Here is a 25,624-nt window from a genome sequence, read left to right as displayed (position 1 = left end):
AGCATAGGGTCGCTGTTCCCGTGCAAGGGCGTGCCGGCGTGTTGTCGAACGTTGATGACCGGCGCCTGACGTCTTGACCAGGCTCGATACCGACATCGAAAATTGCCTACCATCAAGATTCGATGATCCGTTATCGCCCGACCGCACAGGAGTCTGCCCATGACCTTGCACACGACTACAGGCCTGGCCGTCAGTGGCGCCAGCCCGCGCAGTCTTGAACTGCTCGAACTGGCGGAACACCAGTTCCGCTGCTTCATCGGCGACCCGGTCGCCACCGTGAGTGCAGCACTCGAAGACAGCCCGGACATGGTCATGGGCCATGTGCTGCTTGCCTACCTGATGCTGCTCGGCACCGAACCCGCCGGGCTTCCGGTTGCCGCCGCCGCGCGCAGAAGTGCGGAAAGTTTGCCCGCCAATGAGCGTGAAGCGCGCCACGTCAGGGCGGTCGGCCTGCTGGTCGGTGGCTGCTTGCGCGCGGCCGCGCGCGTGCTCGAAGACCTCGCGATCAATCACCCGCTCGATGCGCTGGCATTGCAGGCCGGCCACCAGACCGACTTCCTGCTCGGCGATTCGCGCATGCTGCGCGACCGCATCGCACGCGCCCTGCACGCCTGGCACACCGACATGCCGGCCTGGCATGCGGTGGCCGGCATGCTGGCGTTCGGGCTGGAAGAAACCGGCGACTATGCACGTGCCGAGCAGTACGGCCGGCAGGCGGTCGAGCGCCAGCCGCGCGATGGCTGGGCGCAGCACGCCGTCGCGCACGTGATGGAAATGCAGAACCGGCGGCGCGACGGCATCGCGTGGATGCGCGCCGCGCCGCAGGCCTGGGCGCAGGACAGCTTCCTGTCGGTGCACAACCACTGGCATCTGGCGCTGTTCCACCTCGGACTGGACGACATCGACGCCGTGCTGGCGCTGTACGACAGCCCGGTGTGCGCCGACGCGCCCGGCTTCGTGTTCGACCTGGTGGACCAGTCCGCGCTGCTGTGGCGGCTACATCTGCGCGGCGTCGATGTCGGGTCGCGCTGGCAGGCGCTGGCCGACCGCTGGGCACCGATTGCCACCACCGGCCGCTACGCCTTCAACGACATGCACGCAACGATGGCCTTCGCAGCGGCCGGCCGCACCGACCTGATCCGGGCGGTCGCCGATGCGCAGCAGGCGGTCATCGCGGGCAGTGGTCAAAGCGATGCGGACAACGTGCGCTTCACCGCCGAGGTCGGCCGCGCGGCGACGGCAGCAATGGCGGCGTTCGCCGATGGCGACCATGCGCAGACGGTCGAGTTGTTGCGGCCGATCCGCCACATGTCGCACCGTTTCGGCGGCAGCCATGCCCAGCGCGACGTGATCGACCTGACGCTGATCGAGGCGGCGGCACGCAGCGGTCAGCAATCGCTGGCGAACGCACTGGGTGCAGAACGTGCGCTGCAGGCCGGCAGCGCGCGCGCGGCGTGATGACAGTCCGGCGTGGTCCGCGCGATCAGGTACCGCCGGGTCCGAGGTAGCGCCGGTCCGACCAGGTCGCCAGCCATTCGGGAATGAAGGCGACGAAGATCGACACCAGCATGCCGGTGATGAAGGCATCGCCCCAGGCCATCAGCCAGCGCGCGACCAGCGCCTGTTCCATCGCGACACCGTCGATCAGGTGATGCGCAAACTCGTATGCCACCCCGGCCAGGAACAGGCAGAGCGCGGTGCCGATGAACGCGCGGCCCAGCACGTAGATGAAGGGATGTGGCGGCAGCGTGCGCCGCAACACCTCGCCCAGCCCCAGTGCCAGCGTCGCCGGCACCAGGCCGATCCATACCAGCTGCGACAGCACCGTAGCCCAGCCCAGATGGCCGAACAGCCACACCGCGAGCGCAATCAGCAGCAGTTCGATCACCGCCAGCGGCCAGCCGAACATCAGCACCAGCAGGCAGGCACCTGACAGCTGGATCGAAATGCCGGCCGGCAGGTTCTGCGGCAATACCCAGAGCAGCGACAGCAGCACCCAGGACGCCACCCAGGGCGCGCCAAGCGGGCCGCGCAGCATGCGCCAGGGGCGCAGCATGAGGCTGACGGCCAATGCCAGCCCGGCGACAAGCAGTTCGATCGGCAGCACTCTGATCCGATACCCGATGAGCGGAGGGAGAAAGTGTTGCACGAAAGATTCGTCCCGGGGCCGTCGCCGCAAGCGCCGGCCCCGCTGTCATCCCTGCGTCACCGCATTGTCACGCGGCTTGATCACACTCGCGGATCACCTAAAACAGCAACGGGCGCCGCCCGCCAGAGGTCACATGAAAAAATCCCTGATCCATCTGTCCCGCCTCACGTTCGCGGGCGCACTGCTGCTTGGCGGCGCGCAGGTTTCGTTTGCGCAGACCGTCGTCAATGGCACCTCATTCACGGTGCACGAACTGGTCGGCGTCGGCCGGCTGGCGGCCAATCTGCGCGACGAGCACGGTGAAACCTTCGGTTCGATTTCCGGCCTGGTGGCCGATGCCTCGACCTGGACACGCACCGGCAACAGCTATTCCGGCATCTTCTACGCCTCGCCCGACCGCGGTTACAACGTTGCCGGCACGATCGACTACACGGCGCGCATCAACCGCATCGCCGTCGACTTCACGCCCGCCGCAGCAGGCAGCACCGGTCTGGGCCAGAACCAGATCGGCCTCGCGTTGACGCAGTCGACGCTGCTGTACGAAACGCTGACCGGCGCCTCGCGCCCGCTGAGCGGCATCGACCCGGTACCGGGTGGCGTCCTCACGGGTGGTGCACGTCCGGCCACTTCGCTGCTGCCGGAACTGCCGCAGGGCTACAACGGCAAGCTGTCGCTCGACGCAGAAGGCATCGTCATCCTGGCCGACGGTTCGCGCCTGATCAGCGACGAATACGGCCCGTCGATCTATCGTTTCTCGGCGACAGGTGAATTCATCGGCGCACTGCCGGTGGCACCGTCGGTGCGCCCGATACGCAACGGCGTGACCGACTACAGCTCGAACAATCCCACGGACGGTCAGACCGGCCCGACGCCGGCCAATCCGGCAGCCGGCCGCGCGAACAACCAGGGCTTCGAAGGGCTGTCGCTGTCGCCGGACGGCCAGACGCTGTTCGTCGCGCTGCAGAGCGCCGCCCGCCAGGACCTCGCCAATGCGTCCACGCGGAACAACACGCGCCTGTTCACCTACGACGTCAGCAATCTGGACCAGATCACGCTGACCGGTGAATACGCGGTGCAGCTGCCGAAATTCCAGCAGGGCACGAGCACGCTGGTTGCCGCACAGAGCGAAATACTCGCCGTGTCCGACACCCAACTGTTCATCCTGCCGCGCGACAGCAACGGCTTCGAAGTGGGTACGGAGCAATCGAATCTGCGCCGGGTGGACGTGATCGACATCAGCAACGCGACCAACATCCTCAACCAAAGCTACGAGGGACAGATCGCGCCGGGTGGCGTGCTGAACCCGGCCATCACGCCGGCGCTTTACACACCCTTCCTGGATATCAACGACAACGCCGAACTGGCGCGCTTCGGTCTGGTGAATGGCGTGCAGCCCGGTCTCGACAACCTGTCGGAAAAGTGGGAAGGCCTGGTGTTGCTGCCGACGCTGGAGGCAGACCGCCCGAACGACTACTTCCTGTTCATCGCCAACGACAATGACTTCGCCACCACCGACGGTTTCCAGGTCGGCAGCGCGTACAACGACGGCAAGGACATCGACACCATGTTCCTGGCCTATCGCGTCACCATCACCCCTGCGGTGCCCGAGCCGGAAAGCTGGGCGCTGATGCTGGCCGGCCTGTTTGCGGTCGGTGGCGTGGCCCGTCGCAGGATGCGTTCGGGCAACTGAGCCTTCTGTCCTCGTCTTGCCTGTCAGGGGCGGCATCCGTGCGGGTGTCGCCCCTTTTCGTTCCGGGTCCCGAATCTGCCCCGCCGCGCCGCGACCGGCGACGTCACCCTCTCCGGCCAGGGATAGTCCGTTCGGATCATTGCCGAACGCCTGAAGCGTCTTATCCCTGTCAAACGCGCCTCACACAATCATTCGCGCACGCCCACGCAGCGCACCACTCGGTGCGACTGGAAGATGCCCCGAACCATCATCTCGATTCATCCGAGGAGAACACATGTCTGCTCATCTGCATCCTGACAACAACGTCACGATCAACCCGACCGACAACGAGTCGATCCGTGACGTCCTGGCCGCATTCACCGGCCGCCGCAACTTCATGAAAGGCTCGATCGGCACGGCAGTGCTCGCTTCGATGGGTGGCTTCAGCCTCGAAGCCCTCGCCGCCGGCTATGTGCCCAGCCCGACGCCGACCAACGGCGGCATCGGCTTCACCGGCGTGCCGGCCAACATCGCGCCGATGACCGACGGCATCACCGTACCGAACGGCTACACCGCGAAGGTGTTCATCTCCTGGGGCGATGCGATCGGCAAGGCCGGCCCGGAGGCCAACACGCACTGGGACCCGTCGACCGCCATGACCAAGGCTCGTCAACTGACGACCTGGGGTTCGCACAACGACGGCATGCACTTGTTCCCGTTCCCGGCCGTCGGTGCCGGCGGTCTGAGCAATGACCGCGGCCTGCTCGTGTCGAATCATGAGTACGTCGATCCGGGTCTGTTGAACCACACGCTGACCTACGGTACCGATGTGATCACGCAGGACATGGTCGACGCACAGATCGCCGCGCACGGCGTCAGCGTGATCGAAGTGCGCAAGATCGGCGGCGAAATGAAGGTGCAACGCCCGTCCGCCTTCGCCCGTCGCGTCACCGGCGCGACCCCCTGTAAGGTATCGGGCCCGGCTGCCGGCCACCCGATGCTGCGCACCGCAGCCGACCCGGCCGGCATGACCGTGCTCGGCACGCTGAACAATTGCGCGCACGGCTACACGCCCTGGGGCACCTATCTCGCCTGCGAAGAAAACTTCAACGGCTATTTCGGCACCACGGCCGCCAAGCTGGCCGCGCAGCCGCGCACGCCGCACGAAGCCCGCTACGGCGTCAGCCAGGGTGGCTTCGGCTACCGCTGGCACGAAGCCGACCCGCGCTTCGACTTCCGCGAAAACCCGAATGAACTGAACCGTCATGGCTGGGTGGTCGAAATCGATCCGTGGAACCCGAGTGCGATGCCGGTCAAGCGCACTGCGCTGGGTCGCTTCAAGCACGAAGGCGCATGGAGCGTGGTCGGAGCCGACAACAGCGTTGCCCTCTACATGGGCGACGACGAAATCAACGACTACATCTACAAGTTCGTCTGCGCGAAGAAGCTGAACACGAAGAACCGCGCTGCCAACCGCGATCTGCTCGACACCGGCACGCTGTATGTCGCCAGGTTCAACGCCGACGGCACGGGTATATGGCTGCCGCTGGTCCATGGCCAGAATGGTCTGACGTCGGCGAACGGCTTCAACAGTCAGGGCGACGTCGTCATCATGTGCCGCCAGGCAGCTGATCTGCTCGGCGCCACCAGGATGGACCGCCCGGAATGGGTCGCCGTGCATCCGACCACGCGCGAGGTGTACTTCACGCTGACCAACAACAGCGGCCGCACCGTCACCGATGCCGCCAACCCGCGCGCCAACAACGTGCATGGTCACATCATCCGCTTCAACGAAAACGGCGGCGATGTTGCGGCCACCGGCTTCCAGTGGGACATCTTCGCCGAGTGCGGCGACAAGCTGTCGAGCAACCCGGCGCGTCAGGGCAACATCATCGGCGACGACCTCGGTTCGCCGGATGGCCTCTGGTTCGATTCCGATGGTCGCCTCTGGATCCAGACTGATCAGGCCGGCGACGCGACCGGCAACTACGTCAACATCGGCGGCAATGCGATGTACTGCGCCGATCCGGCCACGCGCCAGATCACCCGCTTCCTGACCAGCCCGATCCGCTGCGAAGTGACCGGTGTGGTCACCACGCCGGACAACAAGACCATGTTCGTCAACATCCAGCACCCGGGCGAAAGCTGGTCGGGCAGCTTCACGTCGCGCAGCACCTGGCCGGACAACGGCATCAACGGGCCGACGACGCAAAGCGCCAATGGTGCCGTCAAGCCGCGTTCCGCGGTGGTCGTTATCACCAAGGACGACGGCGGCGTGATCGGTACCTGAGCGGACCCTGATCGGGCTCCGATTCACCGTTCGACACATCGCTTTCACAAGGACGTCACGGTGGCAGAGCAGCTTTACTGCCACCGTGCCCTTAACCAGAGGATTCATCATGAAACTGACTTTCATCGCTGCCGCACTGGCCTCGTTCGCCATGCTGCCGGCACACGCCGCCCTGACCAGCGACGTGGCTGACCTGTACAACCCGCTGTCCGTCGATTTCGAGAGCTACGACGGCTTTCTGACCAGCGGCCCGGAAATGGTTGCGCCCGGCATCACCTTCACCGGTGATGAAGGTTCGCAACTGGGTGCCAACATTGCCGTGCTCGGCACCAATGGCACGTGGGGCGTCGGCAACCTGTTCGCCGCCAGCGGCTTCATCGGCGAACTGCGCTTCACGTTTTCGGACCTGACTGCGGGCGCCGGCGCCTTCGTCAATCACTACGCCGACGACGTACTGCCGTTCGGTCTCGTCGTGTCGGCCTACGGTGACAACAACCAGATCATCGAGTCCTACACGCTGAGCATCAACACGGATGAATTCGGCTACAACGAAGGCCAGTTCGTCGGCATCACGCGCGCCACGGCCGACATCCGCTCGATCTCGTTCAAGGGCAACGCCGTCGTGCTCGACAACCTGGCTGTCGCCACCCCGGTGCCGGAACCCGAAAGCTACGCCCTGCTGCTGGCCGGTCTGGGCCTGATCGGCATGGCGGCGCGCCGTCGCATGTAAAACGCGTCTGCCTGACCCTCGTAGTTCATGACCCGGCCTCAGCGCCGGGTTTTTTTTCGCCCGGCATCACGCTCTTCACCACTTGCAGCGGCACGAAACTCGCGAGGCCCAGCCCGCAGGCGGCCAGCCAGTGTGCCGGCGACAGCGGCGTGAAGCCGAATTGCATCGCCAGCCAGGGCACGCTGGTCACGGCGAGCAGCGCAAGCAATGTGGCGGCGATGATGCCGCGCGCCACGGGTGCGGTGCCGCGCAAGGCATCCAGCCAGGCGCCACCGTGGGTGCGGGCGCAAAAGATGAGCGCGATGCCGCTGCTCACCAGCGTGATGAATACCCAGGTGCGGACCACGGACGCGTCGAAGCCCTGGGCGCGCGCGAAGGCGTGCACCGCGAGCACGACGGCTGACGTCACGGTGCCAAGCAACAGGCTGGTCCACAGGCGGGAAGACGGCAGCAGCGGGTCGCTGCCCGGACGCGGCGGCTCGCGCATCACGCCTTCATCCGCCTCGTCGGATTCGAACACCACCGAACACGAGGGGTCGATCACCAGTTCAAGGAAGGCAATGTGGGCCGGTGCCAGCACCAGCGGCCAGCCGAAAAGCACCGGCGCAGTGGCCAGAACGATGATGGGTACATGCACCGCCAGCGTGTAGGTCATTGCGTGGCGCAGGTTGCGGAAGATGCGCCGGCCGAGCCGGATGGCGTGCACCAGTGCGGCGAAGTCGTCTTCCACCAGCACCAGATCGGCCGCCTCGCGCGCCACGTCGGTACCGCGCCGGCCCATCGCGATGCCGATATGGGCCGCCTTCAGCGCCGGCGCGTCATTGACGCCGTCGCCGGTCATGGCGACGATGTCGCCGCGCGCCTTCAGCGCCTCGACCAGGGCCAGCTTCTGCTGCGGGCTGACGCGCGCAAACACGCCGCCCTGTGCGGCCGCGGCGGCAAAGCCGGCGTCGTCCATGGCCGCCAGATCCGGACCGGTCAGCGCGTGTGCGCCTTCGATGCCGGCCTGCGCGGCGATGGCCTGAGCGGTGCGCGGGTGGTCGCCGGTAATCATGACGACACGTACGCCCGCCGCGCGGCATTCCGCCACTGCTGCGGGCACGCCGTCACGCAGCGGGTCGGCCAGACCGATCAGGCCGATGAATCGGAACTCGAAATCATGCTGGATTGCCGGCGCGTCGCTGCCCGGATGCAGCGCATGCGCCACTGCCAGCACACGCAGGCCGCGGTCGGCCAGCACACCGGCCTGCTGCGACACCTGCGCGCGCGCCTCGGACGACAGGTGACACAGATCCGCGATCGCCTCGGGTGCGCCTTTGGACGCGACCTCGCTGCGCACGCTGTCAGGCACCTGCCACAGATGCGACATCGCCAGCAGATCGGGCGACAGCTCGTACTCATGCGCCAGCCGCCAGTCCGGGTGCAGATGTTCGGTATTCGACAGATGGGTGTCGGCCAGGCTCAGAAAAGCCTTTTCCATCGGATCGTGCGGATCGGTTTCGCTCGCCAGCACCGCGTATTCGAGCAGCCGGTGAAAGGTTTCCGGCAGTTCGGCCAATGGCTGGCCGGCATCCAGGTAAAGCGTATCGTCGCCCGCGACCAGGGCCGCGACGGCCATGCGGTTGCGCGTCAAGGTGCCGGTCTTGTCGACGCACAGCACCGTGGTCTGGCCCAGCGTTTCGATCGCCGCGAGACGCCGCGTCAGCACACCGTGCGCCGCGATGCGGCGCGCACCGAAGGCGAGGAACACGATGAGGATGACCGGAAATTCCTGCGGCAGCACGCCCATGGCCAGCGTGATGCCGGCCAGCAGCCCGTCGAGCCAACCGCCGCGCAGCGTGGCGTAGAGCAGCGCGAGCAGCACGCACAGCACACCGCCGATCACCGCCAGCCGGCGCGCGAGCTTCGCCAGCTCGATCTGCAAGGGCGAAGCACCGCTGCTGATCGCGCCGAGCGATTTGCCGATGCGTCCCAGTTCGGTCGCATTGCCGATGGCGCTCACTTCGACCGTGGCCTGACCGCTGGCCACCAGCGTGCCGGCGAACACCTGCAGCGCAGGGCCACCATCGACCGGCAACCTGGCCACCGGCACCGACTCGCCGGTCAGCATCGATTCATCGAGCGTGAAGTCGTGCGCCGACAGCACGACACCATCGGCCGGCACGCGGTCGCCCTCGTTCAGCAGCATGCGGTCGCCGACCACCACTTCGCGCCCGGCCACCCGCACCACCTTGCCGTCGCGCAGCACCAGCGCACGCGGGCTCGACAGGTCGCGCAGGGCGGCCAGCGCCGTTTCGGTGCGCCGTTGCTGCACCACGGTCACGGCAATGATGACCAGCACGAAGCCGAGCAGCACGAGCGCTTCCTGCGGATCGCCGATCAGCAGGTAGAGCGCGCCGGCGCCGAGCATCAGCAGGAACATCGGTTCGCGCGCCACTTCGAGCACGATGTCCGCAATGCTGCGCGAGCGGTCGACCGCAAGTTCGTTCCAGCCGTCGCGCGCACGCCGCGCCGCCACTTCCGCTTCGCTCAGACCGGACGACGCCGAGGTTTCACTCATGCCTGGCAGGTACCGGTGATCAGCTGTCGAGAACCCACTTGATGACGAACTTGGCGACGAATCCCATCATGCCCAGACCGAGGCCGAGCAGGATGACGAAGGTGCCGAAACGCCCCGCCTTCGATTCGCGCGCCAGTTGCAGCAGGATGAACAGCATGTACAACATGAAGGCCGTGACGCCGAAGGTCAGGCCGAACTGCGCGAATTGTTCTTCGGTGATGTCGGACATGATCGGATCGCCCTTCAGCGCGCCGTCGACACCGAGCTGCCCACCAGCTCGCGGTAGGCGTGCCAGCTGGCGTGCCCGAGCAGCGGGATCACCACCGGCATCGCCAGCAGGCCGGTCGCCATGCCGAACAGCGTGAAGAACGCGATGGCGGCACCCCACAGCGCAAGCGGCGCCGGATTCGCCATCACCACGCGCCAGCTGGTCAGTACCGCGCCCAGCACGCCGATCTGCCGGTCGAGCAGCAGCGGGATCGCCACCACGCTGGAGGCGAACAGGGGCGCGGCGAGCAGGCCGCCCAGCAGCAGCCAGCCTTCAAACAGCCAGCCCCGTTCGGCCAGCACGACAACACGCAGAAAGTCTTCCGGGGTCACCACCGGTGCGGCGGCGAATGACCAGATCAGCGCTGCCGACGTCAGCACCCAGCCGGTACCGGCCAGCGCCAGCAGCACGCCGAAAGTCACCATGCGGCCGTCACGCGGCTTCCACACCGTGAGCGCGGTGGCCAGATCCGCCGACTCGCCCCGCTCAAGGGCACGACTGATGGCATACAGCCCGGTCGCGATGACCGGCGCCACCAGCAGGAAGCCGGTGAAGGCGCCGCCGAGCAGCCAGAAGCGATCCGGTATCCACCAGCACAGCGAGGCGCCGAAAACGGCTACCAGAACGCCATGCAGCAGGCCGGGCAGCGGGCAGCGCTGGAAATCGCGCCAGCCGGCAACCAGCCAGTTCACCGGGCTGGACAGCGGAACGGAACGGGTCAGGAAATGGCGTGATTCGAGAAGCGCCTGGCTGTCGGACATGGTGGTGGGCCGCTGCGGAAAGTCATTCGGAGGGGTTGCTGCACGGAGATTATGCGCTGCGCGCGACCATGCGGCTTGACGCAACGCATGGCCATGCCGCCGGTCGGCGCCCCCCTGTGTGCGATCCTCATGGGCCACCTGCCTTCCAGCGCCGCAACAGCAGCGCGTTGCCGACCACGCTGGCGCTGCTGAACGCCATGGCTGCACCCGCGATGACCGGATTCAGCAGCCCGAACGCGGCGAGCGGAATACCGACCACGTTGTAGGCGAAGGCCCAGAACAGGTTCTGCCGGATCTTTGCCCAGGTGCGGCGCGAAATGTCGAGCGCGTCGGCCACGCGCGCCGGATCGCCGTGCATCAGCGTGATGCCGGCCGCCGCCATGGCCACGTCGGTGCCGGTGGACATCGCGATGCCGACATCGGCCGCCGCAAGCGCCGGCGCGTCGTTGATGCCGTCGCCGACCATGGCCACGACCGCCCCGCCCTGCCTCAGCGCAGCAACGATGTCGGCCTTGTGTTCCGGCAGCACCTCGGCCCGCACATCGTCGATGCCCAGTGCCGAGGCAACGTGTGCCGCGGCGCCCGCGTTGTCGCCGCTGACCAGCACGGTGCGCACGCCGGCCGCCTGCAGGCGGCCGATCGCCGCCTTCGCCGACGGTTTCACGGTGTCGCCGAAAGCCAGCAGGCCGAGCAGCCGCGGCGCGGCACCGAGCTCGGCCAGCCAGGACACGGTGCATCCCTGCGACTGCAGCTGCGCAGCGCGCGCCGCCAGCAGCGATAGATCGACCTCAAGTTCGTCCATGAAGCGCGTGCTGCCCAGACGCAGCGTGCGGCTGCGCGATTGACCACCGGGTTGATCACCAAGTTGCCCCCCGATCCCGCGGCCGGCGATCGCTGCCAGATCAGTCGCCTGCGGTACCGCCAGCCCTTCGGCCTGCGCGGCCTGGGTTACCGCGTGCGCAAGTGGATGTTCGCTGCCCGCCTGGAGCGCAGCCGCCAGTGACAGCAGTTCACCACGGGTGATGGCAACGGGCTCTGCGGCCACCAGCTGCGGCCGCCCCTCGGTCAGCGTGCCGGTCTTGTCGAAGGCGACCACGGAAACGCGATGCGCGATTTCGAGCGCCGCGGCGTCCTTGATCAGGATGCCGGCACGCGCGGCCGCGCCGGTGCCGACCATGATGGCGGTCGGTGTGGCGAGGCCGAGTGCGCACGGGCAGGCAATCACCAGCACCGCCACGGCATTGAGCAGCGCGCGCTCGACGCCGGATCCGGCGAACAACCAGCCGGCAAAGGTGAGCGCGGCGATTGCGATCACGACCGGCACGAACACCGCGCTGACGCGATCGACCAGGCGCTGGATCGGCGCCTTGCCGGCCTGCGCGCTTTCGACCAGACGAACGATGCGCGCCAGCACCGTTTCAGCGCCGATCGCCGTGGTGCGCACGACGAGCAAAGCGGAGCCGTTGATGGCACCACCGGTTACGTGGTCGCCCGCCTGGCGCGCCACCGGCAGACTTTCGCCGGTGATGAGCGACTCGTCGACCTCGCCCGCGCCTTCCGTCACCACCCCATCGACCGGCAGCCGCTCGCCCGGGCGCACGACGACGATGTCGTCGACGGCAACCTGCGACAGCGGCAGTTCGACCTCCTGTCCGTCGCGACGCACGCGCGCGGTGTCCGGGCGCAGCGCATTGAGCGCGCGGATGGCCTCGGTGGTCTGCCGCTTGGCGCGCGTTTCCAGCCACTTGCCGAGCAGCACCAGCGTGATGACGACGGCCGACGCCTCGAAGTAAAGATGCGGCATGGCGCCTTCATCGGCGTTCAGCAACAGGTACACGCTCAGGCCGTAGGCGGCCGAGGTGCCGAGCGCGACCAGCAGGTCCATGTTTCCGGCGCCGGCGCGCAGCGCCTTGCCGCCGGCGATGTAGAAGCGCGCGCCCAGCCAGAACTGCACCGGCGTGGCGAGCAGCCATTGCAGCCAGCCAGGCAGCATCCAGTGCGCGCCCCACAGCATGCCGACCATCGGCAGGGCGAGCGGTGCCGACAGCGCAATGGCCAGCGCGACCGGCCACCATTCGGGCAGGCCGGGCGACGATTCGTCCACAGCGCCACCGGTGCCGGAAGGCAGCGATGCGACGTAGCCGGCTCGTGCCACCGCGGCCAGCAACGGCGCGATGTCCGGCGACAGAGTGACCACTTCGGCCGACTCGGTCGCCAGATTGACGGTCGCCGACAGCACACCCGGCACCCGGACGAGCGCCTTTTCGACGCGCGTCACGCAGGACGCGCAGGTCATGTCGGCAATGTTCAGTCGCACGGTGTGCTGCGACACGGCGAAGCCGGCACGTTCGACCGCAGCGCGCAACGCAGGCGCATCGACCGAGGCATCGGCCTCGACCGTGGCGCGCTCGTTCGCCAGATTGACGCTGGCCTTCGCCACGCCGGACAAGCGCGTCAGCGCCTTTTCGAGCCGGCCGGCGCATGACGCGCAGGTCATGCCCGCCACGCCGAACTCCCAGCGCTCAGGCGTGGACGTATCTGGACTGCTCATGTTCGGCGTGCGCACATCAGGTCGATACCGGGTATCCGCCTTGCGATCGTGTCAAGGCCGGGTTGTTGCGACACATTGGAGCCTTCCGTCCTGGCCACCGTGACAAGGTGCAGCGTCCCTCCGTCACGACCGCCATGTATCCGTTCCATGGGCGGGCGACGTCAGCGCGTGCATCGAATCTGCACTGTATCCGGAGTGTTCCGTCGTGCGCGGAAGTATGCGTCCTGTTTGACGACGTGGTCGCTTGCTTCGTTGTCGACTCGCTGGACGAATGGAGGGCCAACATGAGCCCGGCCGATCGCACCGACGTCAGGGTGGGGAAGACGCCGACAGCGCGCGCAACGCGTCCGCCGCCTCCGGTCGTGCCGGCTGCAGCCGCGCGAGCGCCTGCAGCAGGGACCTGGCTGCGTCGGCATCGATCCGGGCCAGTGCAAGCGACATGCGTAGCAACGGGTCGTAGGCCGGACGGAAGTCCGGGCTGATGGCCAGCACGTCGAGCAAGGGCTGACCGACCTGCGCCAGCATCTGCCGCACATCGGCGCTGGGCTGCACCTGCCGGCCGATGTCGATGAAGCGGTTGCGCGCCTGCCAGTAAGCGTCCAGGCGTTTCGCCCAGGCTGCGTCGAGCGGGGTGGCCGACGAGGTGGCCAGCAACTCGTCCGGGCTGATCCGTGTCGCCTGCAGAAAGCTCATCAGCCGGTCGCGGGGCAGCGAATCCGGCTGGTAGGTGATGCGCGGCGCGAGATAGATCACCACCGGATGGTCATCCGTATTCAGCGGCGCAGCGCCGGCGAAATTCGCCAGTGCGGCCGGGCCGGCCGCGAAGCTGCCCAGCAGCGCCAGCGCGTCCGGCACACCGAAATCCTCGGGCTTGAAGCCGAACGACCCGCCCTGCAGCCGTTGTCGCAGCGCGTCGACATCGAAGCGCCCGTCGTCTGCGCGTGCCACCAGTCCGATCACCGGCGTGTCCAGGCTGTTGGTGGCGAGCATGGCCCAGCCTTGCGGATAGACCGCCTGGTAGGCGCGCACGATGCTGCGCAGGGTATCCAGATCGAGCTGGTGCAAAGGCAGCCATTGACAGAACACGCCATCCGGCGCCAGCCGGGCGCGGATGGCCGCGAAGTGCTCCACGGTGTATAGCGACCCGGATCCGCTGCGCGCCGGATGAAAGTTGTCGGCGACGATCACGTCGTAGGCTGCGCCGCCCGCGCGGACGAAGCGCCGCGCATCGGTCGCCACCACCCGCATGCGCTGCGCGGCGCCCGCGCCCCAGGCCGCTTCGGTAAAGCGCGCGGACGCGTCGATGACTTCGGGCAGCAGCTCCGCCACATCGACCTGAACGCCGTTTTCCTGTGCCGCAGTCGAGGCGGTGACGCCGGTGCCCAGACCCAGGAACAGCGCCCGTTCGGGTGCCGGGTGCAGCAGCATCGGCAGCAGCGCCTGCCGCCCATCGGCCAGCAAGGTGGCGGTACTGCCCTCCTGTTGCCGGTTGTTGATGTGCAGCGTGGCCACGCCATCGGCGTCTTCGACCACGCTCACCGTCGCCAGCGCACCTTCGACGTGGCTGGCCAGACGGCCGCCGGCCGGAATATCGACCAGGGTGAGCGACGGCATCCAGAACAGCGCGGCGATCGCGGCGAACAGCGCCGCAATCGCACCGGGCCTGAGCCAGCCACGTGGCGAGCACAGCGCGACATAGGCCGGCACCAGCAGCAGCAACGCAACCCTCGACCCCACGACGGGCACCAGCAGCAGGCCGAACAGCGGCGGCGCAAGGGCTGCGCCCAGGGTGTTGATGCCCAGCGCACGACCGAATGCCACGCCATCGGTGCGGGCCTGTGTCGCCAGATGGCTGAACAGCGCCCCCATCACCACCGTGGGCAGCAGGAACGCGATGCAGGCCAGCGCTGCCTCGGCGATCAGGGCACCCGCCAGTGTGGCGCCCAGCATGTCGTTCAGCCGGCTTTTGAATGTCGCCGCCTCGCTCAGGCCCAGGATGCCGACAAGGCAGGCCCACGCCAGCCACACCAGCAGTCGATCGCGCAGCGCATCGGCGCGTTCGGGGGGGATCCGTCGGCCGGCATAGAGCGCGGCGCCGATGGCCGTGCCGACCAGATAGACGGCCAGCAGCAGCGCAAAGGTATAGACGGTGTTTTCCGCCACCTGGCTCAGCACGCGCACCACCAGCACTTCGTAGGCGATGCCCAGCAGGCCGGTCATCGCGAGCAGCCGCAATGTCGCACGTCCACCGGTCTGCGGCGCAGCCGCTGGCGGGGTGGAGGCAGCCGGGAACAGTCGCCAGGCGATCACTGCGCACAGCAGATTGAGCGCCGCACACACGGCGGCGGTGACCGTCAGCCCATGGCTGGGCACCAGCCAGAAGGCGCTCGCCAGCACGCCGAGCAAGGCGCCCAGGGTATTGCCGGCATACAGCGGGGCGATCGACTGGCCGACGCGGCCGAGCCCGGCCAGCACGCCTTCCATCGCCGGCAGCGTCGCGCCCATGGCTGCGGTAGCCGGAAGCAGCAACAGGAAGGTGCCGCCGAACGCCACGGCCCAGTGCCACAGCGGCGTGGGTTGCGGACCGATGAGCTGCAGCAGCCCCTCCGCCACCGGATCGAGCATCAGCGCCAGCGCGAGGCTCCACAGTCCGATCACCAGTTCGCAGGCGACGTACCACACGCGGGAGCGCCTGCTGCGGTCGATGCGAGGTCCGAGCATGAGCGCGCCGACCGCCAGCCCGCCGAAAAAAGCCGCCACGACGGCCAGCACGGCCGCTGCTTCGTGACCGAGCCAGAGCGCAGCCTGCTGCGTCCAGGCAATCTGGTAGCCCAGTGCCGCGAAACCCGACGCCACCATGAGCAGCAGGGCCACCCCACGGGTCGCCGTGTGCCGGCGCGGCGGCAGGGCCGGTGCGCTGTCGGCTGCGGAGTCGATGACCGACACGTCAGCCGCTGAAGGCAATCCTGTAGCCCCAGGAATCGAGGCTGGCCGGAATGGCGTTGAACGGCATGGTGATGCGTCGCCCGCCCACGTTATGGGGAACCGAGTGCATCAGATAGCTCGGAAACATGACCAGATCGCCCGGTTCGGGCTGGGGGCTGACCCATCGTTCGGCGTTGTACGGCCCGACGGCGATGCCCTTGTGGTCGTTCTTGAAGGAAAACTCCGACCCGCCGGGCGATTTCATCAGCACGGTGCGCGAATCCGGGTGAACGGGCGTGAGGTAAACGACGCCGGAAATGAAGCTGTTCGCGTGGTTGTGCATGGCCTGGTAGCCGCCCTGGTCCATCACATTCACCCACATTTCCTTCAGCGACCAGGGCATCTGCTCACCGAACAGCAGCGCGCCGAACTCGCTCAATCGCGGCGTCAGCACGCGCGCCGCTTCCACCAGCAGCGGACTGTCGCCCGGCTTCAGCATGGCGGTGTGGGTCAGGTTGGACGATGTGTTGTTCGCCTGGATGGCCTGGGCCGTGAAATGGTCCACCAGACCGCGGACCAGTTCCGCGTCGAGGGCAGCCTGCACGCGCATCACAGGGGTGGGGAAAAGGCCGAAAACTTCGCTGTGCATGTGCGCCAAGGAGGGAAATGAAGAAAAACCATGAATGAAGCCGCAGTGGGTCAATCGCCGGATCGCAGACTGCCGCATCGAACCGCGCCGGGAGCTTGCGACACCCTCGTGCGTGCGACCTTCGCCGTCATCAAGAAAGCCGGCAGCGCATCGACCTGACCGTCGGTCGAAAAACGCGGTGCCACACGGTACGCGCGGCACGTGACAGCTTCGTGATGGACGCCCGGGTCTGTCGATATCGACGCCTGGCCCCCGTGCCACGCCCGCGGCGTCAGGTCGAAAACACCCGCGCCTGGCTCGTCATCAAATCATCACGGACGCTGGCTACAGTGCGTGTGAAGAAAAATCGAACGGTGTGAAACAGAAGGTCGAAAACGAGGCGGCAATACGCGGGCACGCATCTGCCTCAGATTTGCACAGGAGGCGGGCAAGCGCCTTTGCTGCTCGCGATTTTCGGCAATCGGCGCCCGTTGAATTCTGCGTGCCGGTCCGGACCAGCGGGTCGCCCGGACTACGCCTTTCGGCCAACGGACTATAGGTACGCGACACATCGGGGTCATCTTGGGCCGGGACAATCGCCCCAGGCTGGTGTTTATTTTGTGCCAGCGCAACGGATAGCCCTTTGTACTTCCTGAGAGGATCTCGACACATGATGTTCAAAACGAAAATGACTCCGGTTGCTTCGGCCGTCGCCATGGCGCTCAGCGCAGTGGCCATCGGCATGGCGCCTGGCGTGGCCAGCGCCGGCAAGACAGCCGGCACCTACATGTCCGGCGACTTCCACAATCACAGCACCTGCTCCGATGGCTCGACCTCGATGCAGACGAAGATCAAGAAGTCGACCGACAAGGTCGAAACGCCCTGGGGTCTGGACTGGTTCGTTCAAGCCGGTCACGGCGGCAACGGCAACCGCAACTGCACGCTGGTAGAAGACGAGACGGTCGCCACGCCGGCATACCCGTTCATCGAAGGCAAGGGTCCGAACACCACCTGGGCAGACACCATCGGCGCGGCCGCAGTCAAGGGCAATGCCGCCAACGGCACCCCGCTGAACGCGCAGGCCAACCCGCGCATGTGGCGCTGGCAGTCCGTGCAGGAATTCCAGTATCCGGTCGCTGAATACCTGACCGCATTGAAGGGCGTGCCGACGTTCCTGGGCGTGGAATCGGTGGTGTCCGGCCACGAGCACACTTCGATGGGCGTCATCACCGGACAACTTCCGACAGCCCTCGACAATGTCGCCCTGCCGTCCGGCCCGGGCTACACCCCGCTGGGCAACGCCAACGCGCTGTCGCAATGGACCTACTGCTTCGACCGTGGCGACACCGACAACAGCCGTGGCGGTGGTCAGGGTTGGGAGTGCTCGGTACCCGGCAGCATGAACGCCGCCGACCCGAACTGGAATGCCACGGCCGCCAAGCTGACCAACAACAGCGGTCTGAATGGTCACCTGAAGACGGTTGAAGGCATCAAGTGGATGGCTGCGTATCACCCGAACGCCAGCTACTACGTGCCCGCCCACCTGGAGCGTGCCGGCCCGTTCAACCCGAATGGCAGCAATGGCTTCAACGTCGAGCACCTGCGCAATATGAACAACGCAGGCCCGATGATTGCCTTCGGTTTTGAAAGCCAGCCGGGTCACGGCGCATCGAGCGACCGCGGCGAATACCGCCCGAACCGCAACAACTTTGGCAGCGCCCTCGGACGTCGCGACTCGGTCGGCGGCACCACCTGGGGTGGCACCGGTGTCTATGCAGCGCAGATCGGCGGCGTGTGGGATGCGCTGCTGGGCGAAGGTCGCAACTGGTGGTTCTTCGCCAGCTCCGACTGGCACAACCGTGGCGATTTCGGCACCCACGACGTGCGCACGACCCAGGATTACTGGCCGGGCGAATACCAGCGTGACTACGTCATGGTGCGTACCGGTGCTGACAAGATGCGTCCGCAAACCATCGTCGACGGCCTGCGCAGCGGCAACAGCTTTGCAGCGTCGGGACAACTGGTCGATCGCGTGGCCTTCGTTGCCTGCGCGTCGTACAAGGGTTTCGGCTTCCGCAGCGATGCGGCCGTCGAAGCGCTGGCCACCAACGCTGCCATGACGAACACCGACACCGACGTTGCCGGTTGCGCCACCATGGGCGAAAAGCTGAAGGTGCGTCCGGGTGCTGAAATCGTCGTGGCAATCGTGGTACGCGATCCGTCGGGCATCAATTTCTCGCCCTACTCGTTCGCCAACCCGTCACTGGCACAGGTCGGCATCAATCAGCCGTTGAATGCCCCGGTGCTGGATCACGTGGATGTGATCCGCGGCATGGTCACCGGCTACAAGCAGCCGGGCAACCCGGACTATGCGGGTGAATGGCCGGACAAGTGGATCCAGAACCCGGACATGGCTCGTGTGCCGGCCGCAGCGAAGAACATGACGGCTGCCCTGTACAAGACTTTCAACGAGTCGACCTGGGCCACCGTGTCGGGCAACCCGGAATACAAGACCATGGTGTTCCGCATTCCGGCCGTGTCGGCTTCGCAGTACATCCGTCTGCGCGGCACCAACCTGCCGGCCGGCGTGCCGTTTGAAACCGACGCGAGCGGCAACCCGCTGGCCGACGTCTATACGAACGACAGCGCGGACAACCGTGCCGTCGCACCGATGACCATCCCCTGCACGGTGACCGGCAGCAATGTGCCGGCGAACGGTGTCACCTACACCGCGAGCCAGCCGAAGATCGACGGTTGCCCGAACCATCTGGCGGTGGTTGATGGCCAGAAGATGCTGTCCTACGACGTGGCAGGCTGGGCCGACCTGTGGTTCTACAGCAACCCGATCTTCATCGAAGTTGCACGTTCGACCACGGTTGCCGGCGTGAAGTAATGAAGTGAGACTGCGCCGCCCGGATGGGTGGCGCAGTCACTGTTGATCCCAAATCTGGAGTATTGAAATGAACTTTAAACTGGCCTCCCTGCTGGCCGCTGGCTTCATCGTCAGCGCCCCGACTTTCGCCGCTGACGTGCTCGTCGATTTCGACGGCCCGGCCAGCTTCGATTCGATCGGCGAGTACTACAACGGCGCCGTGGAAGCACTCGGCGTGTCCTTCGGCCTCGACGCCCTGGCCATCCAGAACGACAAACTGGGCCCCTACTTCTCCAATTCGCCGTCGCCCGTCGGCGTCATGACCGTGGTCGGCGCGGATGCAACGATGAACTTCGCCATGGGCTTCACCGGCGCGTCGTTCTCTTACTCCACGGCCGAAGCGGAACCGGCGATCATCGGTGTGTATTCCGGCCTCAATGGCACGGGCACCCTGCTGTCGGCCTTCGTGCTGGTGAATAACGCCCAGATCGGCTGCAGCGATTCGCCCTACTGCAACTGGAACTTCACTTCGACGTCCTTCAACGGCGTCGCGAAGTCGATCGCCTTTGGCAGCGCCGTCAATGCCGGCATCGACAACCTGACCATCAGCGCCGTGCCGGAGCCGACGCAGGCCCTGTTGCTGTCGCTCGGTCTGGCCGCTGTACTGATTGGTGCACGTCGCAAGAGCTGATAAAGCTATCTGATGCAACAGGCCGAGCGGATATTCCGTTGAGTCGCAGGTGATTCGACGGCCTTGTTGCCCCCGGGGCGCTGCGCGTGATGCGCGGCGCCTTCTTTCGTTGTTGTCGGCCACTGTCGCCCGCATTCGCGGCGCGTTTCACGCGACCGACTCACCCGCTTACGAGAACACCCTTGTCCACGCCCCATCCCGACGCCGGCGCCCGCACAGCGGCCCCCGTCACTCCGAGTCGAGCCGGCAACGGCTGGCTGCGCGACCCGCTGCTGCACTTTCTCATCCTCGGCGCATTGATTTTCGGCATCGATTACGCGATGTCCGGAAAGGAATACAACCCGAAAGTCATCGTCGTCGACGCCGCGGTCGATCAGCATGCGGTAGAACTTTTTCAGGCCTCGCGCGGGCGCGTACCCACCGAAGCCGAACTGCAGTCGCTGCGTCAGAACTGGATCGACAATGAGGTGCTGTATCGCGAAGGGCTGGCCCTGCAGGTCGACAGGGGCGACGAGAACATACGCGAGCGTGTCGTCTTCAAGGCGCTGAGCATCATCGAAGCCAGCCTGAAGCGGCCGCCGTTCGATGACGACATGCTGCGTGCCTGGTTCGACAAGCGCCGGGACAAATACGATGAACCGGCCCGCTACGACTTCCAGGAAGCGGTGCTCGCGGGCGACACCAGCGAGGCGCCGATGCGCGCCTTCGTCGCGGCGCTGAATGCCGGCAGCCCGCCCGACGACCTTCAGGCAGGCCTGCGCGTATTCACGACCCGGCCGGAACCGACCATCGTGCAGACCTATGGCGAGGCGTTCACCGAATCCTTGAAGAAAGCCGGCCCGGACGAATGGGTTGCGCTGCAGGCCAAGGATGGCTGGCACGCGATCCGCGTGACGGCCATGACGCCTGGAAAGACTGCCGATTATGAAACGGTGCGCAACGTCGTGCTGCAGGACTGGACCGACCAGGTGATGGCCGAACTGCGCACCGAAGCGGTACGCAGTCAGGCTCGCAAATACACCATCCGGCAGGAAACCGGCCCGAAATGAGGCGCGTCCATCCTCTTGCATTGATGCGCACTGTGTGTGCACTGTTCCTTGCACTGCTTTTCGGCAGTGCGCAGGCACACGAACTGAGCATCGCCGAAATGGAGCTGCGTCAGCTCACGACCACGGATTTTCTGTGGCAGTGGTCGGCCAGCGGCAAAGTGCCAGCCAGCGAGGAACTGACGCCGACCTGGCCCGAAGGATGCGCCGCCGAAGGGCAGTTGCTCCGCTGCGGCAAGGAAGGGCTGCGCGGCAAGCTCACGATAGAAGGCATAGGCAAGACGTATTCGGCCGTGCTGGTCAAGCTGTACTGGCTCGAGGCGCCATTCAAGGTCTATACCATCAGCTCGGCGCAGAAGACGGCGCGCATCGGCGGTGTCGGCCAGACCGACGCCGATGGCGTCGCCTCCTACATCTATCTGGGCGTCGAGCACATCCTGCTCGGCATCGATCACCTGCTGTTCGTGCTCGGCCTGCTGCTGCTGGTCGGTAATCGCTGGACGCTGGTGAAGACGATCACCGCCTTCACCGTGGCCCACAGCATCACGCTGGCCGCGGCCACCTTCGGCATCGTGCATGTGGCGGAGGCTCCGCTGAATGCCAGCATCGCCTTGTCCATCCTGTTCCTCGGACTGGAAGTCGCCCGCACCTGGCGCGGCCAGTCGAGCTTCACCATCCGCAATCCGTGGGTGGTGGCCTTTGCGTTCGGTCTGCTGCACGGTTTCGGTTTCGCCAGCGGTCTGGCGCAACTCGGTCTGCCGGAAAGCGAAATCCCGCTGGCGCTGCTGATGTTCAATGTCGGCGTCGAAGTCGGGCAGCTTGGCTTCGTCGTCGGCATGCTGCTGCTTGCACGGTCGATCCGTTTGCTGCAGCTCGAGCGCAATGAAATGCTGCAGCGGCTGCCCGGCTATGTGGTCGGGTCAATGGGCGCGTTCTGGACCCTGCAGCGCGTCGCCATCCTGTTGAAGGTCATCACATGAAAACCACTCCGTTCAGTCTTTTTCTGCGTACTGCCGCACTGCTGGTCGCACTCACCCCGGCGCTCGCACTGGCGCACCAGGAAGCCGGGCAGGCGACCGGCCTGCTCGCCGGCCTGACGCATCCGGTGTCCGGCATGGACCACCTGCTGGCGATGGTCGCCGTCGGGCTGTGGGGCGCGGTGCTCGGCCAGCCGGCCATCTGGGTGCTGCCGGTCGCCTTCCCGCTGATGATGGCGCTGGGCGGTCTGATGGGCCTGCTCGGCTTTCCGCTGCCCGGTGTCGAGATCGGCATCGCCGCCTCGGCGATCGTGCTCGGCGCCGTGGTGCTCACGGAACAGCGGCCGCCCCTGATGCTGGCCACGCTGATCACCGCGATGTTCGCGATCTTTCATGGACACGCACACGGCGCGGAACTGCCGGAGGGCGCCAGCGCGCTGACGTACAGCCTTGGTTTCGTCATCTCCACCGGTCTGCTGCACGCCGTCGGCATCCTGATCGGCACGGTGCATGGGCGGCAGTTCGGTCGCAAGGTGGTGCGGGCCGCCGGCGGCGGTGTGGCGATCGCAGGGCTGTTCTTCATGTGGAAAGCGCTTGCATGAGAAAAATCTGGACCGGTGCAGGGGCAACAGGGCTCGCCATCTTTGCCGCGCCGGCCCGCGCCCATCTCGCCAGCACCGGCTTCGGCGATTTCTACGATGGCATCGCCCACGTACTGATCACACCGGAAGATCTGCTGGTCGTGATCGCAGCCGCCCTGCTCGCCGGACAGCGCGGCACAGCGGCCGCCCGCCTCGCTGCGCTCGCCCTTCCGCTGGCCTGGCTGGTGGGTGGCCTGGTCGGCACGCGCTGGCAACTGATGTCGACCCAGCCGCTGCTCACCACCTCGACCTTCGTGCTCGCCGGCCTGATGGTGGCGCTGGACCGCCGGCTGAATGTCGCTGCCGTGGTCACGGTCGCCGTCATCGCCGGCCTGCTCCACGGCCTGGCCAATGGGCCGACGATGACCCCGGCCGGGATCGGCGTGCAGGGCCTGATCGGCGCCATCAGCGCCGTCGGTGTGCTCACGCTGCTGCTGTCGTCACAGATCGCCGCGCTGACGCGTGACTGGCATCGTATCGCCGTACGCGTGGCCGGAAGCTGGATCGCGGCGAGCGGCCTGCTCATGTTCGGCTGGCTTTACCAGAGCGCCACCTGATGCCGGTGTCGCGTCACGTTTCGCGCATGACATCCATGGTCCGGCACAGCAGGCTTGTCAGAATGTCCCGCCACACTGTCTTGTCGCTTTGACGTTCCTCATTCCACCATGAACCGCATCCTCAGCCTTTTGTCCTGCGCAATGCTGTGCGCGGCCAGCGCCCATGCCGCCGCCGAACCCGAATGCCGCATCGAGGCGCAGACCCGCGATTCGAAAACCGTGGTGTGCATGATTGCGCATGCGGACGCGCCTCAGCAGTTCGAGTTCGTGGCGAAGTTTTCCGGCAGCCATGACGACACTGAACTGGCGCTGCAAGTGGCGCTCGACGACCAGTCACTCGCCTGCGACGCGGGCAGCAAGCTGGCGTCGGAATTCGAGGACGGCGACATCACGCTGAACTGCCGGTTTGCGGTCTCCGGCAACGTCGGCGGGAAGGCGCAGTTCAGGGCACGAATCCGCTCGTATCACGCCGATTTCGACGCACATCAGTTGCTCAGGCGCTGAGCATCGGGCAGATGCAGCGCCCGTGCCGCTGCGTCGTGGGGCCCGTACCCCACGCCGCTCAAAGCATTCGGTCCGGGGCGATCCGTGACGCCCGGCAACCCCATCGCCGTGCGCCACGGACAGGCCCGGGACTCGCTGCGCTCGACTTGTGCGCGATGACTTCACCTGCGCACGGGTTAAAGGTCCATGATCAGGGGTTTTCATTCTGTTCGCGAGGCAAGAAATGATCGAATTCACCGTACCGGACATGACCTGCGGTCATTGCGCCGGCCGCATCCGCAGCGCGGTTGCCGAGGTCGATGCAAGCGCAACCGTCGACATCGACATCGCCGGCAAGCGGGTTCGCATCGAGTCGGGCAAGGACGAAGCGCTGTTCCGCGAAGCACTCGACGACGCCGATTACCCGCCTGCCTGAACGATCAGCCCGGATCAGCGGTAGCTGCGATAGATGCTCGCAGCACCGTCGCGCTGAACCAGCAGCACGTCGTAGGGATCCTTGCGGCCCTTGTACTCCGGTCCGTCCATGCCGGGCGAACCGATGGGCATGGCGGGCACGGCCAGTCCGAGCGCCTTCGGTTTTTCCGTCAGCAGGTGCCGTACATCGCTCGCCGGTACGTGGCCTTCGAGCACATATCCCCCGACCCGCGCCGTGTGACATGAGCCGAACTCGACCGGCATGCCCAGCCGGGCGCGCATGTCGTTGTTGCCGGTATCAAAGGTCTTCACGATGAATCCGTTGGCCTCCATATGGGCAACCCAGTCCTTGCAGCAGCCGCAGGTGGGGCTCTTCCAGACTTCCACCATGGGCTTGCCGATATTGCCGGCGCAGGCGCCCAACGGCAGCAGCGCGGCCAGACCGAGCAGGTTCAGCAGTGTTCGACGAGTCGTATTCATGAGTCTTTCCTTCAATGGTGGTCGTGAGCGCCGCCCGCGGGCTTGCGCACCTTGACTTCGATGTCTTTCGCCGGCGTCTGTTGCAGCGGCATCGACGAGGCGCCGTGGTCGTGGCTGTCGGCAGGCTTCGGCGTCGCCGGTGCGGCCCCGCCGTCGACCGCGTGCGCCACGGTGCCAGCCGGATGCGCGTACCAGCCCGGATCGCTGTAATCGCCAGGCTTCTGGTCGCGGCGCACCTTGAACACCGAAAACATGCCGCCCATTTCGACCGATCCGAAAGGGCCTTCACCGGTCATCATCGGCACCGTGTTCTCCGGCAACGGCATCTTCATGTCCGCCATGTCGGCCATGCCGCGCTCGCCCATCGCCATGTAGCCGGGCACCAGATTCGATATGCGGTCTGCCAGCCCTTCGTGATCGACGCCGATCAGGTTCGGGATGTCGTGCCCCATGGCATTCATCGTGTGGTGGCTCTTGTGGCAGTGGAACGCCCAGTCGCCCTCCTCGTCGGCGATGAATTCGATCTGCCGCATCTGGCCGACCGCCACATCGGTGGTCACTTCCGGCCAGCGTGCCGACTTCGGCACCGGGCCGCCGTCGGTACCGGTCACCTCGAACTCGTGGCCATGGATGTGGATCGGGTGATTGGTCATCGTCAGGTTGCCCATGCGGATGCGCACGCGGTCGTTCTTCCGGGCGACCAGCGGCGCGATGCCCGGGAAGATGCGGCTGTTCCACGACCACAGGTTGAAATCCAGCATGGTCATGGTTTTCGGCGTGTAACTGCCGGGTTCGACGTCGTAGGCGTTGAGCAGGAACACGTAGTCGCGATCGACCTGCGCAATCAGCGGATGGCGCGCTTTCGGGTGGGTGACCCAGAAACCCATCATGCCCATGGCCATCTGGGTCAT

The 25,624-nt window shown here is 66.3% G+C and carries 21 protein-coding genes; 12 read left to right on the top strand and 9 right to left on the bottom strand.

What is annotated here, in order from left to right; all coding sequences use genetic code 11:
* Positions 1 to 159: 159 nt before the first annotated feature.
* Complete coding sequence (locus Q8Q80_RS06070; RefSeq protein WP_305632064.1) at positions 160 to 1,458, top strand: tetratricopeptide repeat protein; 1,299 nt, start codon at positions 160 to 162, stop codon at positions 1,456 to 1,458.
* 25 nt (positions 1,459 to 1,483) lie between these two features.
* Here Q8Q80_RS06070 and Q8Q80_RS06065 read toward each other — a convergent pair whose 3' ends face one another.
* Positions 1,484 to 2,107, bottom strand: coding sequence for an energy-coupling factor ABC transporter permease (locus Q8Q80_RS06065; RefSeq protein WP_305632063.1), 624 nt, complete (start codon positions 2,105 to 2,107; stop codon positions 1,484 to 1,486).
* A 175-nt stretch (positions 2,108 to 2,282) separates the two neighbouring features.
* Between Q8Q80_RS06065 and Q8Q80_RS06060 the strand changes: the two genes are divergently transcribed.
* From Q8Q80_RS06060 to Q8Q80_RS06050, 3 genes are all read left to right on the top strand, one after another.
* The gene (locus Q8Q80_RS06060) at positions 2,283 to 3,839 is read left to right on the top strand and encodes an esterase-like activity of phytase family protein (protein ID WP_305632062.1); all 1,557 of its coding nucleotides are present in this window, start codon (positions 2,283 to 2,285) and stop codon (positions 3,837 to 3,839) included.
* A 274-nt stretch (positions 3,840 to 4,113) separates the two neighbouring features.
* Positions 4,114 to 6,108 carry a PhoX family phosphatase gene (locus tag Q8Q80_RS06055; RefSeq protein ID WP_305632061.1) on the top strand — a complete coding sequence of 665 codons (1,995 nt, stop codon included), beginning with the start codon at positions 4,114 to 4,116 and terminating at the stop codon, positions 6,106 to 6,108.
* Between the two features lie 109 nt (positions 6,109 to 6,217).
* Positions 6,218 to 6,838: a PEP-CTERM sorting domain-containing protein gene (locus Q8Q80_RS06050; RefSeq protein ID WP_305632060.1), complete on the top strand. Its 621-nt coding sequence runs from the start codon at positions 6,218 to 6,220 to the stop codon at positions 6,836 to 6,838.
* A 25-nt stretch (positions 6,839 to 6,863) separates the two neighbouring features.
* Here Q8Q80_RS06050 and Q8Q80_RS06045 read toward each other — a convergent pair whose 3' ends face one another.
* From Q8Q80_RS06045 to Q8Q80_RS06020, 6 genes are all read right to left on the bottom strand, one after another.
* Positions 6,864 to 9,398 carry a cation-translocating P-type ATPase gene (locus Q8Q80_RS06045; RefSeq protein WP_305632059.1) on the bottom strand — a complete coding sequence of 845 codons (2,535 nt, stop codon included), beginning with the start codon at positions 9,396 to 9,398 and terminating at the stop codon, positions 6,864 to 6,866.
* Between the two features lie 19 nt (positions 9,399 to 9,417).
* A complete protein-coding gene (locus tag Q8Q80_RS06040; protein ID WP_305632058.1) occupies positions 9,418 to 9,627 on the bottom strand; it encodes a DUF2788 domain-containing protein in 210 nt (69 codons plus the stop codon).
* Positions 9,628 to 9,641: 14 nt separating this feature from the next.
* Positions 9,642 to 10,427 carry a DUF2189 domain-containing protein gene (locus Q8Q80_RS06035; RefSeq protein ID WP_305632057.1) on the bottom strand — a complete coding sequence of 262 codons (786 nt, stop codon included), beginning with the start codon at positions 10,425 to 10,427 and terminating at the stop codon, positions 9,642 to 9,644.
* Between the two features lie 127 nt (positions 10,428 to 10,554).
* Entirely contained in the window at positions 10,555 to 12,978 is a 2,424-nt protein-coding gene (locus tag Q8Q80_RS06030) for a heavy metal translocating P-type ATPase (RefSeq protein WP_305632056.1), read from the bottom strand.
* A gap of 309 nt (positions 12,979 to 13,287) precedes the next feature.
* Complete coding sequence (locus Q8Q80_RS06025; protein ID WP_305632055.1) at positions 13,288 to 15,924, bottom strand: fused MFS/spermidine synthase; 2,637 nt, start codon at positions 15,922 to 15,924, stop codon at positions 13,288 to 13,290.
* 1 nt (position 15,925) lies between these two features.
* Positions 15,926 to 16,513, bottom strand: coding sequence for a putative 2OG-Fe(II) oxygenase (locus tag Q8Q80_RS06020; RefSeq protein ID WP_305632054.1), 588 nt, complete (start codon positions 16,511 to 16,513; stop codon positions 15,926 to 15,928).
* A 688-nt stretch (positions 16,514 to 17,201) separates the two neighbouring features.
* Here Q8Q80_RS06020 and Q8Q80_RS06015 point away from each other — a divergent pair.
* The 8 genes from Q8Q80_RS06015 to Q8Q80_RS05980 all read left to right on the top strand — a co-directional run bounded on the left by Q8Q80_RS06015 (position 17,202) and on the right by Q8Q80_RS05980 (position 24,234).
* A complete protein-coding gene (locus Q8Q80_RS06015; RefSeq protein ID WP_305632053.1) occupies positions 17,202 to 19,424 on the top strand; it encodes a hypothetical protein in 2,223 nt (740 codons plus the stop codon).
* Positions 19,425 to 19,491: 67 nt separating this feature from the next.
* Entirely contained in the window at positions 19,492 to 20,094 is a 603-nt protein-coding gene (locus Q8Q80_RS06010; protein WP_305632052.1) for a PEP-CTERM sorting domain-containing protein, read from the top strand.
* A 182-nt stretch (positions 20,095 to 20,276) separates the two neighbouring features.
* Positions 20,277 to 21,143: a peptidylprolyl isomerase gene (locus Q8Q80_RS06005; protein ID WP_305632051.1), complete on the top strand. Its 867-nt coding sequence runs from the start codon at positions 20,277 to 20,279 to the stop codon at positions 21,141 to 21,143.
* Between the two features lie 32 nt (positions 21,144 to 21,175).
* A complete protein-coding gene (locus tag Q8Q80_RS06000; protein WP_305632050.1) occupies positions 21,176 to 22,120 on the top strand; it encodes a HupE/UreJ family protein in 945 nt (314 codons plus the stop codon).
* Positions 22,117 to 22,719, top strand: a complete 603-nt coding sequence (locus tag Q8Q80_RS05995) for a HupE/UreJ family protein (protein WP_305632049.1) — start codon at positions 22,117 to 22,119, stop codon at positions 22,717 to 22,719. The genes Q8Q80_RS06000 and Q8Q80_RS05995 overlap by 4 nt, the downstream gene beginning before the upstream one ends.
* Positions 22,716 to 23,315, top strand: a complete 600-nt coding sequence (locus tag Q8Q80_RS05990) for a HupE/UreJ family protein (protein WP_305632048.1) — start codon at positions 22,716 to 22,718, stop codon at positions 23,313 to 23,315. The genes Q8Q80_RS05995 and Q8Q80_RS05990 overlap by 4 nt, the downstream gene beginning before the upstream one ends.
* 108 nt (positions 23,316 to 23,423) lie before the next feature.
* Positions 23,424 to 23,819 (top strand): hypothetical protein, encoded by a 396-nt coding sequence (locus Q8Q80_RS05985; RefSeq protein WP_305632047.1) that lies wholly within the window; start codon positions 23,424 to 23,426, stop codon positions 23,817 to 23,819.
* A 223-nt stretch (positions 23,820 to 24,042) separates the two neighbouring features.
* Positions 24,043 to 24,234: a heavy-metal-associated domain-containing protein gene (locus Q8Q80_RS05980; protein ID WP_305632046.1), complete on the top strand. Its 192-nt coding sequence runs from the start codon at positions 24,043 to 24,045 to the stop codon at positions 24,232 to 24,234.
* Between the two features lie 14 nt (positions 24,235 to 24,248).
* Here the strand turns inward: Q8Q80_RS05980 and Q8Q80_RS05975 are convergent, their stop codons facing one another.
* Together Q8Q80_RS05975 and Q8Q80_RS05970 are read right to left on the bottom strand one after the other, a co-directional pair.
* Positions 24,249 to 24,713 (bottom strand): DUF411 domain-containing protein, encoded by a 465-nt coding sequence (locus Q8Q80_RS05975; protein ID WP_305632045.1) that lies wholly within the window; start codon positions 24,711 to 24,713, stop codon positions 24,249 to 24,251.
* Between the two features lie 11 nt (positions 24,714 to 24,724).
* Positions 24,725 to 25,624, bottom strand: a 900-nt coding sequence (locus Q8Q80_RS05970) for a multicopper oxidase domain-containing protein (RefSeq protein ID WP_305632044.1), incomplete at its 5' end; no start/stop codon positions are given.

This window comes from Methyloversatilis sp., assembly GCF_030698125.1.
Lineage (GTDB): Bacteria > Pseudomonadota > Gammaproteobacteria > Burkholderiales > Rhodocyclaceae > Methyloversatilis.
The sequence above is the reverse complement of the archived record's forward strand: the minus strand, read 5'-3'. Positions and strand labels throughout refer to the sequence as shown.

Coding starts and splice junctions, on each gene's coding strand:
- Q8Q80_RS06070 (WP_305632064.1), top strand. CDS start 160: ATGACCTTGCACACGACTACAGGCCTGGCCGTCAGTGGCGCCAGCCCG.
- Q8Q80_RS06040 (WP_305632058.1), bottom strand. CDS start 9,627: ATGTCCGACATCACCGAAGAACAATTCGCGCAGTTCGGCCTGACCTTC.
- Q8Q80_RS05995 (WP_305632049.1), top strand. CDS start 22,117: ATGAAAACCACTCCGTTCAGTCTTTTTCTGCGTACTGCCGCACTGCTG.
- Q8Q80_RS06060 (WP_305632062.1), top strand. CDS start 2,283: ATGAAAAAATCCCTGATCCATCTGTCCCGCCTCACGTTCGCGGGCGCA.
- Q8Q80_RS06015 (WP_305632053.1), top strand. CDS start 17,202: ATGATGTTCAAAACGAAAATGACTCCGGTTGCTTCGGCCGTCGCCATG.
- Q8Q80_RS05975 (WP_305632045.1), bottom strand. CDS start 24,713: ATGAATACGACTCGTCGAACACTGCTGAACCTGCTCGGTCTGGCCGCG.
- Q8Q80_RS06020 (WP_305632054.1), bottom strand. CDS start 16,513: ATGCGCGTGCAGGCTGCCCTCGACGCGGAACTGGTCCGCGGTCTGGTG.
- Q8Q80_RS06010 (WP_305632052.1), top strand. CDS start 19,492: ATGAACTTTAAACTGGCCTCCCTGCTGGCCGCTGGCTTCATCGTCAGC.
- Q8Q80_RS05990 (WP_305632048.1), top strand. CDS start 22,716: ATGAGAAAAATCTGGACCGGTGCAGGGGCAACAGGGCTCGCCATCTTT.
- Q8Q80_RS05980 (WP_305632046.1), top strand. CDS start 24,043: ATGATCGAATTCACCGTACCGGACATGACCTGCGGTCATTGCGCCGGC.
- Q8Q80_RS06055 (WP_305632061.1), top strand. CDS start 4,114: ATGTCTGCTCATCTGCATCCTGACAACAACGTCACGATCAACCCGACC.
- Q8Q80_RS06050 (WP_305632060.1), top strand. CDS start 6,218: ATGAAACTGACTTTCATCGCTGCCGCACTGGCCTCGTTCGCCATGCTG.
- Q8Q80_RS06045 (WP_305632059.1), bottom strand. CDS start 9,398: ATGAGTGAAACCTCGGCGTCGTCCGGTCTGAGCGAAGCGGAAGTGGCG.
- Q8Q80_RS06035 (WP_305632057.1), bottom strand. CDS start 10,427: ATGTCCGACAGCCAGGCGCTTCTCGAATCACGCCATTTCCTGACCCGT.
- Q8Q80_RS05985 (WP_305632047.1), top strand. CDS start 23,424: ATGAACCGCATCCTCAGCCTTTTGTCCTGCGCAATGCTGTGCGCGGCC.
- Q8Q80_RS06030 (WP_305632056.1), bottom strand. CDS start 12,978: ATGAGCAGTCCAGATACGTCCACGCCTGAGCGCTGGGAGTTCGGCGTG.